General features: G+C 65.5%; 13 protein-coding genes. 4 read left to right on the top strand and 9 right to left on the bottom strand.

Features of this window, described 5'->3' with window-relative positions:
* Window positions 1–71: 71 nt before the first annotated feature.
* Both ACUXVA_RS13820 and ACUXVA_RS13825 read left to right on the top strand, forming a co-directional pair.
* Complete coding sequence (locus ACUXVA_RS13820; RefSeq protein ID WP_445492687.1) at window positions 72–740, top strand: transporter substrate-binding domain-containing protein; 669 nt, start codon at window positions 72–74, stop codon at window positions 738–740.
* A 125-nt stretch (window positions 741–865) separates the two neighbouring features.
* Window positions 866–2,119 (top strand): acetyl-CoA C-acetyltransferase, encoded by a 1,254-nt coding sequence (locus tag ACUXVA_RS13825; protein WP_265079784.1) that lies wholly within the window; start codon window positions 866–868, stop codon window positions 2,117–2,119.
* 712 nt (window positions 2,120–2,831) lie between these two features.
* Here ACUXVA_RS13825 and ACUXVA_RS13830 read toward each other — a convergent pair.
* From ACUXVA_RS13830 to ACUXVA_RS13850, 5 genes are all read right to left on the bottom strand, one after another.
* Window positions 2,832–3,104 (bottom strand): hypothetical protein, encoded by a 273-nt coding sequence (locus ACUXVA_RS13830; RefSeq protein WP_445492689.1) that lies wholly within the window; start codon window positions 3,102–3,104, stop codon window positions 2,832–2,834.
* 10 nt (window positions 3,105–3,114) lie between these two features.
* Window positions 3,115–3,882: a DpnI domain-containing protein gene (locus ACUXVA_RS13835; RefSeq protein ID WP_265079782.1), complete on the bottom strand. Its 768-nt coding sequence runs from the start codon at window positions 3,880–3,882 to the stop codon at window positions 3,115–3,117.
* 74 nt (window positions 3,883–3,956) lie between these two features.
* On the bottom strand, window positions 3,957–4,571 hold the full coding sequence (locus tag ACUXVA_RS13840; protein ID WP_445492692.1) for a hypothetical protein: 615 nt from the start codon (window positions 4,569–4,571) through the stop codon (window positions 3,957–3,959).
* A gap of 171 nt (window positions 4,572–4,742) precedes the next feature.
* On the bottom strand, window positions 4,743–7,817 hold the full coding sequence (gene uvrB, locus ACUXVA_RS13845; protein WP_445492694.1) for an excinuclease ABC subunit UvrB: 3,075 nt from the start codon (window positions 7,815–7,817) through the stop codon (window positions 4,743–4,745).
* A 193-nt stretch (window positions 7,818–8,010) separates the two neighbouring features.
* The gene (locus ACUXVA_RS13850) at window positions 8,011–8,403 is read right to left on the bottom strand and encodes an EF-hand domain-containing protein (RefSeq protein ID WP_265079779.1); all 393 of its coding nucleotides are present in this window, start codon (window positions 8,401–8,403) and stop codon (window positions 8,011–8,013) included.
* 282 nt (window positions 8,404–8,685) lie between these two features.
* Between ACUXVA_RS13850 and ACUXVA_RS13855 the strand changes: the two genes are divergently transcribed.
* Together ACUXVA_RS13855 and ACUXVA_RS13860 are read left to right on the top strand one after the other, a co-directional pair.
* On the top strand, window positions 8,686–9,381 hold the full coding sequence (locus tag ACUXVA_RS13855; protein ID WP_265079778.1) for a glutathione S-transferase family protein: 696 nt from the start codon (window positions 8,686–8,688) through the stop codon (window positions 9,379–9,381).
* A gap of 99 nt (window positions 9,382–9,480) precedes the next feature.
* The gene (locus tag ACUXVA_RS13860; RefSeq protein ID WP_445492696.1) at window positions 9,481–10,956 is read left to right on the top strand and encodes a diguanylate cyclase domain-containing protein; all 1,476 of its coding nucleotides are present in this window, start codon (window positions 9,481–9,483) and stop codon (window positions 10,954–10,956) included.
* Window positions 10,957–10,966: 10 nt separating this feature from the next.
* On the opposite strand, the gene ACUXVA_RS13865 is transcribed toward ACUXVA_RS13860, so the two are convergent.
* The 4 genes from ACUXVA_RS13865 to ACUXVA_RS13880 all read right to left on the bottom strand — a co-directional run bounded on the left by ACUXVA_RS13865 (window position 10,967) and on the right by ACUXVA_RS13880 (window position 15,227).
* Window positions 10,967–11,533 carry a DUF4142 domain-containing protein gene (locus ACUXVA_RS13865; RefSeq protein WP_265079776.1) on the bottom strand — a complete coding sequence of 189 codons (567 nt, stop codon included), beginning with the start codon at window positions 11,531–11,533 and terminating at the stop codon, window positions 10,967–10,969.
* A gap of 109 nt (window positions 11,534–11,642) precedes the next feature.
* The gene (locus tag ACUXVA_RS13870; protein WP_265079775.1) at window positions 11,643–12,161 is read right to left on the bottom strand and encodes an Lcl C-terminal domain-containing protein; all 519 of its coding nucleotides are present in this window, start codon (window positions 12,159–12,161) and stop codon (window positions 11,643–11,645) included.
* A 62-nt stretch (window positions 12,162–12,223) separates the two neighbouring features.
* On the bottom strand, window positions 12,224–14,233 hold the full coding sequence (locus ACUXVA_RS13875) for a transglycosylase SLT domain-containing protein (RefSeq protein WP_445492699.1): 2,010 nt from the start codon (window positions 14,231–14,233) through the stop codon (window positions 12,224–12,226).
* A 145-nt stretch (window positions 14,234–14,378) separates the two neighbouring features.
* The gene (locus tag ACUXVA_RS13880; RefSeq protein ID WP_320109663.1) at window positions 14,379–15,227 is read right to left on the bottom strand and encodes an HAD-IA family hydrolase; all 849 of its coding nucleotides are present in this window, start codon (window positions 15,225–15,227) and stop codon (window positions 14,379–14,381) included.
* Window positions 15,228–15,284: the final 57 nt, after the last annotated feature.

Consider the following 15,284-nt stretch of genomic DNA (forward strand, 5'->3'; position numbering starts at 1 on the left):
GTCGGCGGAGGTGCTGCGCGATCTCGCGCCGACCGGACAGACTGCGCGCTGCGATCAATTTCGGCAACAGCGTGCTGGCGCAGAAGGGCGAGGGCGGCGCGCCGCGCGGCGTCTCTGTCGATCTCGCCACCGAGCTTGCGAAGCGGCTCGGCGTGCCGGTCGCCTTCGTGCCCTATGAGGCCGCGGGAAAGGTCTTCGAGGGCGCCAAGGCCGGGGTCTGGGACATCGGCTTTATGGCGATCGAGCCGGCGCGCGCGGCCGAAATCACGTTCACCGCGCCCTATGTGATCATCGAGGGCACCTACATGGTGCGGCAGGATTCGCCGTTGCAGTATGTCGGCGACGTCGACAAGCCCGGCATCAAAATCGCCGTCGGCCTCGGCTCGGCCTACGATCTGTACCTGACCCGCACCATCAAGAGCGCCACGGTGCTGCGCGCGGAGGTGGGCGGCGGCACGGCGATGATCCGGAAGTTTCTCGACGAGAAGCTCGACGTCGCTGCCGGCGTCCGCCAGCAGCTCGACGCCTATGCCAAGGACCACCCGGAGATGCGGGTGATGTCCGGTCATTTCCAGGAGATCAAGCAGGCCATGGGGATGCCCCGCGTTGACGGCCAGCCGCGCGCGGCCGGCGCGGCCTATCTCGCGGCCTTTGTTGAGGAGATGAAGGCGTCGGGCTTCGTCGCCGCGGCGCTGGCACGCAGCGGGCAGGTCGCCGACGTCGCGCCGGCCGAGAAATAGCGCCGGGTGGCGGCGCGGATATTCCGCCACGCGAAGTTGCGCTGTGGCCGGTCAGGCTTGACTTCGCGCCCGCGTCGGCCAATCTCGCGACCGTAAAAATATCAAAAACACTTCGGGAGATCATCATGGCCGACGCCTATATCATCGACGCAGTCCGCACGCCGCGCGGCATCGGCAAGGTCGGCAAGGGCGCGCTCGCCGAGCATCATCCGCAGCATCTCGCGGCTACCGTGCTCAAGGCCATCGCCGAGCGCAACCACCTCAATACCGCGGATGTCGACGACGTCATCTGGTCGACCTCGACCCAGCGCGGCAAGCAGGGCGGCGACCTTGGCCGCATGGCCGCGCTCGACGCCGGCTACGATATCAAGGCGTCCGGCACGACGCTGGACCGGTTCTGCGGCGGCGGTATCACCGCAGTGAACTTCGCGGCGGCGCAGATCATGAGCGGCATGGAAGATGTGGTGATCGCCGGCGGCACCGAGATGATGTCGCTCACGGGAGCGATGGCCGCCGAGGACATGGCCGCCGGCAAGCCGCCGCTCGGCATGGGCTCGGGCAACAAGCGGCTCGCGCAGGTGCATCCGCAGTCGCATCAGGGCATCTGCGGCGACGCCATCGCCTCCATGGAAGGCATTTCGCGGGAAGCGCTCGATGCACTCGGCCTGGAGAGCCAGCGCCGCGCCGCGGTCGCCATCGCCGAAGGGCGCTTCGACAAGAGCCTCATTCCGGTGAAGGACGATGAAGGCAATGTGGTTCTGGCGAAGGATGAATTCCCGCGGCCCAACACCACAGCCGAAGGCCTCGCCGGCCTGAAGCCGGCCTTCGCCGCCATTGCCGATCATCCGCTGGATGCGGACGGCACGACCTATCGCAAGCAGATCAACCAGAAATATCCCGACCTCAAGATCGAGCACTTTCATCACGCCGGCAATTCGTCGGGCGTGGTCGACGGCGCCGCAGCCTTGCTGCTGACCTCCAAGGACTATGCCGACAAGCACGGCCTGAAGCCGCGCGCGCGCATCGTGGCCATGGCCAATATCGGCGACGACCCGACCTTGATGTTGAACGCACCGGTCCCTGCTGCGCGAAAAGTGCTCGCAAAAGCCGGGCTGACTGTCGATGACATCGACCTCTGGGAGATCAACGAGGCCTTTGCCGTTGTGGCTGAAAAGTTCATCCGCGACCTCAAGCTCGACCGCGCCAAGGTCAACGTCAACGGCGGCTCCATCGCGCTTGGCCATCCCATCGGCGCGACAGGGGCGATCCTGATCGGCACCGTGCTCGACGAACTCGAGCGCCGCAACCTGAAGCGCGGCCTGGTGACCATGTGCGCCGCCGGCGGCATGGCGCCGGCGATCATCATCGAGCGGGTGTAGGCAGCTCCACCTGTCGTCCCCGCCTATGCGGGGACCCAGTACACGCAGGTGCCCGCGTTTCATCACGGTCGCCGTCGGTTACTGGGCCGCCCGCTTTCGCGGGCGATGACAGCGGCGTGTGTCGCGCCTGCGTGCGTTGCCTCGCCATTCCGATTCAATTGTCAAACATCCCGGCGGCGTCGGTTCGCTTCGCCCACGCGCCGTCGGTTTCGCGCCGCCGCGCAAAACCGCCTTTCCCGACGGCCCCTCGCCCAACGAGGGGGGACGGCGCGCCGAAAGGCGCGAACTGTAGCAGTGGCGCTCCGCGCTGCGGCCTGCGATGGCCGCATCCCGGCGCGCGCGCGCCTTTCGGCGCGGCCCGCAGACAAGTTTACGCAGTCTGCGACTGCGACTGGCGGCGATTTTTGTCCGGAGGACCGTGCTTCCGGGTACGGGAGGCACTGTGCTCGCCCCCTTGCGGGTTGGAGCTGCCAATCGATCCGGCGGGATTTCCCCCGCCTTCACCCGCACCCGTCCGGCCATTGAAGGCAGAGCCCCGTAGTGGGCCCGGACGGCGACCCCCGGCCTCCCGAGTGCAGGGCTGCGAACCCCGCCCGCAGGCGCCGCATCCCGCTCCACTCAACGAGCGCCCTCGAGAAGCGCCCCTCTTGAGCAGGACGACGGGGGGTATATAGTCTTGTAGGAATATTGTCGAGATGTGGATGGTGAAAAGTCAGTCTGCAGACAGAAACGCGATCGCCTCCTGCTCGGTCGGGAAGTATCCGAGCACCCGATAATCCGGATCGTGTTCCGCCGTCTCGGGCGACCAGCGGACTACGAAATTCGATCCTTCCTGTTCAATCAGGGTGGTGAGGTCTTCGCTGGTGTGGGGCGTCATGTACCGGGCGCCACAATGCGGACATTCATCGTCGCACATGCAAGACCATTCGTCAGCCCACCGGCGCTTGCAGCGTTCGCACTTATAGTGATTGAGAAACCAAGCCATGGCGCGGCTCCTATTTGCTCAGACGATAACTGCCTCGAGAGACAAATTCAACGAATCCACGATCCCTGAGATATTGAAGTTGCTGGCGTATCTTCGGCCGAACATTCTGGTTGTCGGGATAGCGATGGCTAAGATGCTGTTCGAACGCATAGACATCGTCGAGCGTGAACTCCGGCTTGCCCAGCGCTTCAACGCATTTCATAACGTCTAGCAACCATCCGCGAGATTCGAGCGACTCTTCTCTGAGAAAGAGCGTCTTCTGCCATTCCTTAAGCACGAGGTCTTTCGGGCGAATAACGCCGTCCCGGATAATTTGAATTTTGCCGGTGTCGGGCACGTGGCCGAGCAAGATGTTCGATCCGATCCATCCAGCACGCCGAGCAGTGGCGGCTAACGGCTTTCGTTCCTCGATGGTATCTCGGACGAAAAAGTGCTTCGGGATGATGAACAGATTGACGACCGCAAGCGATTTCAGATCGTAGTTCATTAGAAGCAATTTGGGATTGTTGCTCGCAGAAAGCCGTTCGACCTTGGTCTTAAATGCGCCGTCAACAACGCGCTTGCCGAATTTTCCTTTCTGACTCTTAAGCTCGAATTCCTCATCGCATGAAGTGCAGAAGAAATCCGCGAGAGGGCTGTTGTTCGGAAATTGTGAAACTTTGGCATTTCCGCAGTGTGGGCAGTAAGCCCACGCGCTAACCCAGGCCTCGGTCCACGAGCGCGCATTTTGTGAACTGCTCGAATAGGCGGATTGAGGTTCTTCAAATCCAAGCTTCATCGTTGCAAACTAAACGAGCTGACCAAGATTGCCAGTAGATAAGCTGATCCTTGTGTTACCTAAACGCCGCGTCCTCACTCCCCATACCCCACGCTCCACTCCGTCAGCACCGGCTTCACCGCCAGCAGTTTGGCGTCCGACGACGACAGCTTCTTCTCGCCGAGCAGGCCGGCGTGCTTCCTGGCGTCGAGCGCCATGCCGGGCGAGAAGCGCAGGGTCATGGCGCAGCCGCCGGGCAGGATGGCGAGCTTGCCCTTGAGGTCGACGACGAAGCCGCCGTAGTCCCATTCGAAGCCGTTGAGTTTGAACGGCTGACCGTTGAGGCGGGTGACCTCGTCCAGCGTCATGCCCACGCGGATGCCTTCGGGGCCGCTCCAGGCGGAGGGCTTTTTCACACTGGCCGATGCGAGCCCGCTGCGTTTCTTGTCGTCGCTCCAGGCGACTTCCAGCCGCTTCTCCGGGGTGGAGCGATAGAGAACGCTGGCTTCAAAGCTCTCGCCCTCGGCACCGTCGACTTTCTGGATCGCGACGTTCGGCGCGCCGAAGGTCTGCTGAAGGCGTCCGTGGGAGGAATCTTTTGCGAACGGGCCGCTGCAGGCGAGGGTCAGCGGCGGGGTTGGTTGCTGGGCGTAAGAGGGCGTGGCGAGGAAGAGCATGAGGGCGGGCAGGGCGAAGCGACGATGCGGCATGAAGGTCCCCGGGGTTAAAGACGGTTAGTCGTCGGAAACGACGTATCCGTCCAATGCCGGCATGAACGCCGTTCCGTGGGGCGCCCCCTCTCCCTGCCCCTCTCCCACCCCGCGAAGCTGCGCTTCGCCGGGGGAGAGGGGACATGACGGCCGGTGCCTTACCTCACGCTGCTATCGCTTCTTCCATCCGCCGCGATGCCCCGGCGCGCCGCCGGAGCTTCTTGCCACCGGTCCGAATTCCGGGCCGGACTCCCGCGAGTTGGTGGGCTGGATGATCTTGCTTCCGTCGGAAGGCGCAGTCTTGCGCGATTTCGGCAGCGCGTTGGGCATCGACTCCGTCATGCTCTGCGGCAGATAGATCTTGCTCTCGGTGCCCGGGCCCATCTCATCCAGCGTCGGCTTGCGCGGGCGCGCGACCTTGTTGCCGCGCGCGGGCTTGACCTCGTGCCAGCCGGCGATACCCATTTCGTCGAGATCGGGCTTGTGCACTTTGGATGATGGCGTGTTGTTGCCGCCGCGCTCGCTCGATTGCTTCGGCATGTTGGCGGAGGCGCCGAACTGCTTGTTGCCCTTGAAGGCACCGGCGGCGCCGGCCACCTTGCGTTGCTTGGCGGTGGGGTCGTCGACCACGGCCAGCTCGGTGGCGCGCAGGCGCTTGACCTCGTCGCGCAGCCGCGCGGCTTCCTCGAAGTTGAGGTCGGCGGCGGCCTCGCGCATGCGGGTTTCGAGATCGGCCAGCACCGCCTCGAAATTGTGGCCGATGCTGCTGACGTCGTCCGACCAGGAATGGCCCTTGCCGCCGCCGATTTCCACCAGCACGTGATCGCGCTCGTAGACCGAGTTCATGATGTCGCCGATCGACTTCTTGATGCTCTCCGGCGTGATGCCATGCAGCGTGTTGTACTCGACCTGCTTTTCGCGGCGCCGGTCGGTCTCGGCGATGGCGCGCTCCATGGAGCCCGTCACCCTGTCGGCATAGAGGATCACCTTGCCGTCGACGTTGCGCGCGGCGCGGCCGATGGTCTGGATCAGCGAGGTCTCGGAGCGCAGAAAGCCTTCCTTGTCCGCGTCGAGGATCGCCACCAGCGCGCATTCGGGAATGTCGAGGCCCTCGCGCAGCAGGTTGATGCCGACCAGCGCGTCGAAGGCGCCGAGGCGGAGATCCCTGATGATCTCGATGCGCTCGATGGTGTCGATGTCCGAGTGCATGTAGCGCACGCGGATGCCCTGCTCGTGCAGGTATTCGGTGAGATCCTCCGCCATGCGTTTTGTCAGCACGGTGATCAGGCTGCGATAGCCGGCGTTGGCGGTGGCGCGAACCTCGCCGACGAGATCGTCGACCTGGGTGCGGGCAGGGCGGATGTTGATCGGCGGATCGATCAGTCCTGTCGGGCGAATGACCTGCTCGACGAACACGCCGCCGCTCTCGTTGAGCTCCCACGCGCTCGGCGTGGCCGACACTGCGACCGACTGCGGGCGCATCATGTCCCATTCCTCGAAACGCAGCGGCCGGTTGTCCATGCAGGAGGGCAGGCGGAAGCCGTATTCCGCAAGCGTCGCCTTGCGCCGGAAGTCGCCTTTGAACATGCCGCCGATCTGCGGCACGGTCACGTGGCTCTCGTCGGCGAACACCAGCGCATTGTCCGGCACGTATTCGAACAGGGTCGGCGGCGGTTCGCCCGGCCGGCGGCCGGTGAGATAGCGCGAGTAGTTCTCGATGCCGGCGCAGGAGCCGGTGGCTTCCATCATCTCGATGTCGAAGGTGGTGCGCTGCTCCAGCCGCTGCGCTTCCAGCAGGCGACCCTGTTCGTGCAGTTGCTCGAGCCGCCATTTCAGTTCGGCCTTGATCGACTTGATGGCCTGGATCAGGGTCGGGCGCGGCGTCACGTAATGCGAGTTGGCGTAGATCTTGATGAATTCCAGCTCGTCCTGCTTGTGGCCGGTGAGCGGGTCGAATTCCTCGATGGTCTCCACGGTGTCGCCGAACAGGTTGACGCGCCAGGCGCGGTCTTCGTAATGCGCCGGGAAGATATCGATGACGTCGCCTCTGACACGGAAGGTGCCGCGGGTAAAATCGTGCTGGGTGCGCTTGTACTGCAGCGCCACCAGATCGGCGATCAATTGCCGCTGGTCGATGCGCTCGCCCTTCTTAAGCGCAAACGTCATTGCGGTGTAGGTCTCGACCGAGCCGATACCGTAGATGCACGAGACGGACGCGACGATGATGACGTCGTCGCGCTCCAGCAGCGCGCGCGTTGCCGAATGGCGCATGCGGTCGATCTGCTCGTTGATGGACGAATCCTTCTCGATATAGGTGTCGGTCCGCGGCACATAGGCCTCGGGCTGGTAGTAGTCGTAATAGCTGACAAAATACTCGACGGCGTTGTCGGGGAAGAAGCTCTTGAACTCGCCATAGAGCTGCGCCGCCAGCGTCTTGTTGGGCGCGAGGATGATCGCCGGGCGCTGCGTCGCCTCGATCACCTTGGCCATCGTGTAGGTCTTGCCGGAGCCGGTGACTCCGAGCAGCACCTGGGTGCGGTCGTTGCGCTGTACGCCCTCCACCAGTTCCTTGATGGCGGTGGGCTGGTCGCCCTTCGGCTCGTATTCCGACTTGATCACGAACGGCACGCCACCCTCGGATTTCTCCGGCCGTGGTGGGCGGTGCGGCACCCAGATCTTCTCGTCCTTGAATTCCGGACGGCCGTCGCGCACCAGCGCCTCCAGCGCGTCGGCGGTGGCCTGCACGCCCAGGGCTTCCATCTTGTTGCGCGGCGGACGCGCCAGTGCGGCGTTGTCGTCTTCCTCGGTGGTGAAGCCGAGCTGTTTTGCCAGTTCCGGATCGAGTTCCGGAATCGCCGCATGGGTGCCATAGACCGCCTGCGGGGCCTCCTCGAAGGCCTGTTCGCTCAGGCGGGGCGCGTAGGGTGCCACTGCGGGCTGCGGAAACGGCTGCAGCGGCGTTGGGCGCGCGCCGGCGTCGCCTTCGAACTTCTTCGGCGTCGAGGCGCGGGCGCGATGGATCGCGGCCTCGCCGCCGGAGCGGCGTTCCAGCGAATTGCCCGGTGGCGGCTGCAGCCCGGTGCCGGAACCCATGCCGGCATCGCCGCGGTTGATCGCGGGATTCAGCAGTTCCGCAAGTGCCGGGCCGATCGGCTTGACCTCGGGCCGCCCTGCGCCGGGTTTGGCCGCGGGGGTCTTCGCGCGCTTGGTGACGGTCTTCTTGGGGGAGTCGGGATTTTTCGCCATGACACCAATATGGGGGGAAAAGGCCGTCGAAAAAGGTCTCCCGATCACCCGATTGATGGTCGGACCCGCAGTCTTTCGCCGGTTCAGCTGCGCTGTTCCGACGCTGGTGACCGAGCCCGGCGCCTTCAAGCGAGCCGGGCCCCTCCCGGTGTTGATAGCTCTGTCTTGCGCCGGTCGGAGGCCTCTTGCCGGCTCACATCAGCAGCTTCAGCAACGCGCGGCCGGCGGGCGTCGCCAGTTCCTTCGCATCCAGCGTGCCGTCATTGTCGGGGTCTGCAGCGCGGAAGCGGGCTTCGACGATGGTCATGTATTCGTTCTTGTCGAGCGTGCCATCCTTGTCGGGATTGGCGGCGGCGAATTCCTTGGCGCTGACCCGGCCGCGCAGCTCCTTGGCTTCCAGCGTGCCGTCCTTGTCGCGGTCGAGCTTGTCGAACAGTTTGGACGCGGCAGCCTTGGCTTCGGCCAGATCGACGGTGCCGTCCTTGTCGGGATCGAGCAGCTTCAGCGGCGAGGCCGCCTCCGCGGTGGCAAGGCCGGCGAAACCCAGGGCGAAGGACAGCAAAACAGCGCGTCGTGACGTGGTCATGGCGACTCTCCAGGGGCAATTTTTGAGGGCAATTCTCGGTTGCAAGTTGCCGCAGGGCGACCCCGCGTACAAGATGAAAGTACCACACGGCGCGCTGTCCTGCCATTCGCGGGCCGTCGGGGAGCCAATTGAGGCCCTTCGCGCGGCGCCGTCATGGCCGCCCTGTCGTGGCCGGGCTTGTCCCGGCCATCCACGCCTTTAGTGTACGGATCGCAGCAAGATGAATGCCCGCGACGTGCGCGGGCATGATGGCTTGGCAATCGACGCCGGCAGGAAGCAAGTATGGCCATCCAACTGTTTGAACTGGTCGGCACCGACGAGTCCCGTCCGTTCAGCCCGTATTGCTGGCGCACGCGGATGGCGCTGGCGCACAAGGGTCTCGACGTCGCCTCGATTCCGTGGCGCTTCACCGAGCGCGAGGCCATCGCCCCGCACAGCTCCGAGAAGGTGCCGGTGCTGCTCGACGGCGACCGCGCCGTCTCCGACTCCTGGACCATTGCCAACTATCTCGAGGATACCTATCCCGACCGTCCGTCGCTGTTCGGCGGTGAGGGCGGCCGCGCGATGGCCCGGATGCTGAACTGGTGGGGCGACATGGTGGTGATCGCCGGCATATTCCCGATGATCGTCGCCGACATTCACGGCCATCTCGGCCCGGTCGATCAGGCCTATTTCCGCAAGAGCCGAGAAGCGCGCTTCGGCAAGACGCTGGAAGAGGTCTCGGCCGGTCGCGACAGTGTCGTCGCCGGTTTCCGCAAGTCGCTCGATCCGTTGCGGCTGACGCTGAAGACGCAGGCCTATGTCGGCGGCGACACGCCGAACTACGCCGACTACATCATGTTCGGCGGCTTCCAGTGGGCGCGGGCCACCAGCCCGTTCAAGCTGCTGGCGCCCGACGATACAATTTATGCATGGCGCGAAAGAATGCTCGATGCCTTTGGCGGGATGGCGCGGAACTCGCCGGGATACGCGGTGTGAAGAGCCCGCCCGACGGCCGCACACGGGTTGAGAGTTTCTTGACAAGTCGTGCGTAAGAAACGGTAGAACCGCACCCGAACACCGATCGCGAAGATGTCCATGTCTGCTCTATTCACCGATCCAAACGACGACGCCAAGATGTTCGATCTGGCGCCGGTCTCGCTGTGGATCGAGGACTACAGCGACGTCAAGGCGCTGTTCGAGCAATGGCATGCGCAGGGCGTCGACGATATCGAGACGTTCCTGCTCGCCAACCCCGAACGCGTCCGGCAGTGTTCGCAGCACATCCGCATCATCAAGGTCAACCGCAAGACGCTGTCGCTGTTCGGCGCCCGCGATCTCGACCATCTGATGGTCAGCCTCAGCCTGGTGATGCGCGACGACACCTTCAAGAGCCACGTCTCGGAGCTGGCGCAGCCGTGGAGCGGGCGCACCCACTTCTCCAGCAACACCGTCAACTACACGCTCACCGGCGAACGCCTCGACGTCCAGCTCCACGGCATCGTGCTGCCCGGCCATGAGCAGAAATGGGACCGGGTGATGATCTCCATCGAGGACGTCACCGAGCGGGAAACCGCGCGGCGCCGCCTTGTCGACAGCGAGAACTACGCATTCGGCCTGTTCGCCCATTCCCCGGTGTCGTTGTGGGTCGAGGATTTCAGCGATGTGAAACGTCTGCTCGACGAGGTGCGCGCGCGCGGCGTCGAGGATTTTCGCGTGTTCACCGATGTCCACCAGGAGTTCGTTGAGCGCTGCATGAGCGAGATCCGCGTGCTCGACGTCAACGGGCGGACGCTCGAACTGTTCGGCGCGCCGGACAAGGCGACCTTGCTGAGCCACCTCGGCGATGTCTTCCGCGACGAGATGGGGCCGCATTTCCGCGAGCAGCTCGTCGATCTGTGGAACGGCAAGCTGTTCCAGCAGCGCGAGGTGGTGAACTATGCGCTCGACGGCACCAAGCTGCACCTGTTGCTGCAGTTCTCGGTGCTGCCCAGCCACGAAGGCGACTGGTCGCTGGTGCAGGTCGCGCTGACCGACATCACCGCGCGCAAGAAGGCGGAAGCCTATCTCGAATATCTCGGCACCCACGACGTGCTGACGCGGACGCTGAATCGCGCCTTCTATGTCGACGAGCTCAACCGGATCGAGCGCAGGGGACTGCACCCGGTCACCATCATCATCGCCGACCTCAACGGCCTGAAGACCGCCAATGACGACCTCGGCCATAGCGTCGGCGACGCGCTGTTGCGCCGGGCCGGCGAGGTGTTCGGCTCGCTGGTGGAGAAGCCGGCCTCGGTGGCGCGGATCGGCGGTGACGAATTCGCGGTGCTGCTGCCCGGCACCGACGCCGCCGGCGGCGACGCCGTGCTGGCCTCGCTGGCGGAACTGATCGAGGTCAACAACCAGTACTATCCCGACCTCGAGCTGAGCATGTCGATCGGCATTGCCACCAGCCGGCCGGGCGACCGGCTGGAGCAGGTCATCAAGCTCGCCGACATGCTGATGCTGCAGGCCAAGCGGCAGTATTACGCGCAGGCCGACTGCGACCGCCGCAGCGTCAGCGATCAGGCCTGACGCATTCCGGTTACTTCGTCTTGGTGCTTCCCACCGTGGCCGGAGCCTTGGCGAGGTCCTGCGCCATCTCCAGATGGTGCTTCAGTGCGGGCAGGGTCTTGCCGGCCCAGCTCTTCAGCTCGGCATTGTCGCCACCCTTGGCGTAGCGCTCGAACAGTGACACCGCATCCTTGTGGGCGCTGACCTGCATGGAGTCGAATTCCGAGCTGAAGTCCTTGCCGGTCTTGGCCTTCAGGGTGTCGAGCTTCTTCTGGTGCGACTCGTCGAGCCCGGCCGGCAGTTCGGCCTTAACCTTGCCGCCGCTGACCAGGGCCTTCAGCTCGGTGCTGGTCTTGGTGTGGTCGGTGACCATCATCGATGCGAATTTCTTTTCCGCGGCATTGCCCTTGTCCTGAGCCAGTCTGTTCGATTCCAGTTCGAACATGTCGCTGATGGCGACTTCCTTGACGAAATCGGCGGTGGCCGGGCTGATGCCGAGCGTGGAGTTGACGCCGGTCTTCTCGGCCACCGACTGCGCCAGCGCGGGCGTGGCGAGCAGCAGGCTTCCAACGATGATGGCGGTGCGGTTGAGTTTCACGGATGTCTCCTATGGCGGCGATCAGCGGCGCCGCAGCACCATGCTGCGACCCGGTGACGGTTACCGCTCCAATCGCGAAAGTGGTGATTGGTTCCGACCCATCGGCGGCTCACGGTCCGGTTCGCACCAGTCGCACCGAGAGCTGAAAACCGCGGCTGTGGCCGTCGGCGGCGCCGTTCATGAAGTCGAAGTAGTAGACCAGGTTCGCCGCGCCGACCTCGTTGGTGGTCCAGTATTTGGCCATGCCGTCGGCGTCGGGCCTGATATCGGTAAACACCGCTGTGTCGACCACCGGACGTCCGCAGCCGGTATCGACGATGGTTTCGAGTTCGGGCCCGGAGGGCACACGCCAGCCCGCACCGGCTTGCTCCGCCGCGGCGCGCGCCTCGGCGAAGTTGGCGGCGGCCGGCTCGCCCTCGCAACGCCGCTTGCCGTCCCAGCGGGTGCCGAGACTGCATCGCTTCCAGACCAGTCCGGTGCTTGTATCGCGCGCTTCGTCGCCGCTCAGCTTGAACCGGGTCTCGGTCTCTCCGGCGTTGCGGCCGTAGCAGGATGCCAAAGCGGCATCGGACGGCATCGCGCTGATGGTGACGAACAGCAGGGTGGCAAGTTTTGTCGCGGACGTCATCGCGCATGCATCTTTGAATGGATCGAACACCGATCCTAACCTGCGGCATTCCAGCCAGGCAATCAGCCGGCGTTCATGTCGGTGGCGATGCCGAGCGCCGGCTGGCCGAAGCGGGCGCGGTACACCTGCAGGTTTTCGAGCACGCGCTGCACGTAGTTGCGGGTTTCCGCGAACGGGATCCGCTCCACCCAGTCGACCACGTCCACATCGGGCCGGCGCGGGTCGCCGTAGCGCGCGATCCATTCCTTCACCCGTCCGCGCCCGGCATTGTAGCCGATCAGCGCCAGCACATGATTGCCGTTGTAGTCGCTGAGCAGGTTGACGATCTCGGCGGAGCCGAGCCGCAGATTGTAGGCGGAGTCCTCGTGCAGTCGCTTGACGTCGAAAGCGAAGCCCATCCGCCGCGCCAGCGTCTCGCCGGCCGCTGGCGTGACCTGCATGAAGCCGGTGGCCCTGGCGCCCGAGGTGATGCGTGGATTGAACGCGCTCTCGGTGCGGGTGATCGCATAGACGAGGCTCTTGTCGGCTTTCGCGCCGAGCGGCGCAAAGGCCGGCAGGCCGGCCGCGGGGAAGGCATAGCTGTCGAACGCCATGCCGCGGTTCAGCGCGGCGCGGTCGATCGCCAGCATGGCGGCGGCGTCGTTGCGGCGCGCGGCCACCTCGGCGATGTGCACCAGCGCGCGGCTGTCCTTCACGCCGTCGAGATCGGCGACGAACGGCACCACCAGCTTGCGGTTGCCGGTGAGATACAGCAGTTCCGCGGCGCCGATGAGATCGCGATGCGCGGCGCTGGCCGACTGGATGCTGCCGGGCGATGGCGGCTGGCGCAGGCGGGTGTTGCGGCAGCCGAGGCGGGCGCAGGCGAGCTGGCCGTAATAGGCGGTGCCGTGCACGGCCGCGGCCTGGTAGTGCTGCCGCGCCGCCGGCGTGTTGTGACGGGCATCGGCAACGCGGCCGAGCCAGTAATGCGCCCGCGCCACCGAGGTCGGCTGCGAGGTGATGCTCAGGATCTCGGCGAAATTCCGTTCGGCCGTCTTCTGGTCGTGCAGGTAGCGCAGCGCGATCCAGCCGGCCATGAAGGCGCGATCGACCTGATAGGTCTGCTTGTCCGGCGCCGCATCGCGCGCGGTGCGGTAGGCGCCTCTGGCGTCGCCGGCATCGAGCAGTTGCCGCGCCAGCGCGCGCCGCTCCAGCCACCACGCGTCGGCATTGCCGAGCGCGGCGGACGTGCGCGGCGCGGTCGCCATCAGTTGCGCAGCCTGCGCAGTGTGGTCGTTGCGACGCAGCCACTGGATCCGCGTGAACAGATAGGCCGGGTCGCTGCGCGCGCCGGCCGGAACCGCCGCCAGCAGCGCGCCGGCCCGCGGGCTCTTGTGGACCATCGCCGTGCGCGCCGTGACAATGGCCACCTCGGCGGCGCCGAGCCGCCTTGCGGCGCGCATCGCGGTGGCCAGGTCGTTGGCGTAGAGCCGGTTCTGCATGCGCGCCCGGTGGTCGGCGGCGTCAAGCCGGGCGCCGAAGCTTGCCAGAATGTCGGCCTCGAGCCTGGCGGAGAGATCGTCGTTGCGCCAAGCCTGGCGCGCGTAGTCGGTGGCGGCGGCGTGCTGGCCGCGCGTCCATTGCGCCCGCGCCATGGCCAGCCGGCCCAGCGCGCTGCGCGGCGCCCGCTGCGCAAAGAAGGCGAGCACGGTGCCGCTCTCGGCGCGTTCGGTCCACAGCCGTGCTTCTGCCCGTCGCTGCAACAATCCCATGCTCGGCCACGCCGGATTGTCGCGCATGAAGGCGGCGTAGCGCGCGAAGTCGGCGTCATTGTCATTGGCGCGCAGGATCACCCATTCCGCCACGCGGCGTCCGAGCGGATCGCGGATCTGGTCGCGGCGCTGCGTGGCCGCGGCCGTCTTGCCGGACATCGCGAGTTTCGTGGCGTCGGCGATGGCCGCGATATCGTCGCGGGATGTCGCGTGCGCCGGCGCATGAACGGCGACCAGCGCGACCGCAACCACTGCGGTGAGCGCTGCGACGCGCGATACCGGCATCGGACGAAGGAACGTGATCGCAGATGAATATCTCATGAGTCTCCGTGACGTCGCATGCGGCTATGGCGCTGTGGGGTTTCGCCGACGGTCGGCCATAAACCTTCACGAAATGCCAACGCATGGGCATCGCTGCATGTGGTCAACAGCGTCACGATGCCACGCCGCGTGGAATGACGCGGTTTCAAAGCCCGCCGCGGGTTTTCAGCAGCGCCAGCGCGGCATGCAGGTCGGGAACCACAGCGGCGCATTGTGCGATCGTCTCGGCGGAGGGTGCCAGGATGTCGGGCACCATGATCGGGATCGTGCCGGCGCCGTGCGCGGCGGCGATGCCCGGTCCGGAATCCTCGATGGCGACGCAGGCCGCGGGCGGCACGCCGAGCCGCTGTGCCGCCAGCAGATAGAGGTCGGGATACGGCTTGCCGCGGGCGACGTCGTCGCGGGTCAGCACGGTCTCGAAATGCGCGCGGATGCCGCCAGCCGCGAGATGCGCTTCGGCGGTGGCGCGGCCCGACGAGGTGACCAGCGCCACCTTGCAGGCGGCGGTGCGCAGCGCATCGAGCAGTTCGACGGCGCCGGGCTTCAGTGGCATGCCCGCGCGAAACATCTCGTCGCGTCTGATGACATAGGCGTCGTTGAGCGCCGACAGCGGAAAATCCGCGCCATAGTGCTTCATCAGCATCAGCTCGCATTCCGGCCCGGGAATGCCGATCATGGCATGGCCCAACGCGGCGCCGTCGGTGTAGCCCATCGACTGCAATGCCGTGTCCAGGCTGGCGAGATAGACGCGCTCGGTGTCGAGCAGGGTGCCGTCCATGTCCAGCAGCACGGCATCGACCTGCCACGCGACGTTCGCCGCGGCGCGCAGGCAGTCCGGGCACAGGCAATCGCCACCGCCGACCGCCGGCATCGGCAGTTGCACCGGCTCCGCCATACACCAGCAATCGCCCGACAGCGTGCAGGAAAACCCGGTTCCGCAGCGTTCGCAGGTCAGGCTGCGTGGCAAGGCCAGGTCATCTGTCCGATTTGTCATGAAGCGGGCCAACTTTCACCGGCTTTTTCAGGCCGGGTTCATCGTTGCAGGCGTAGG

This window comes from Rhodopseudomonas sp. RCAM05734 (assembly GCF_052658035.1).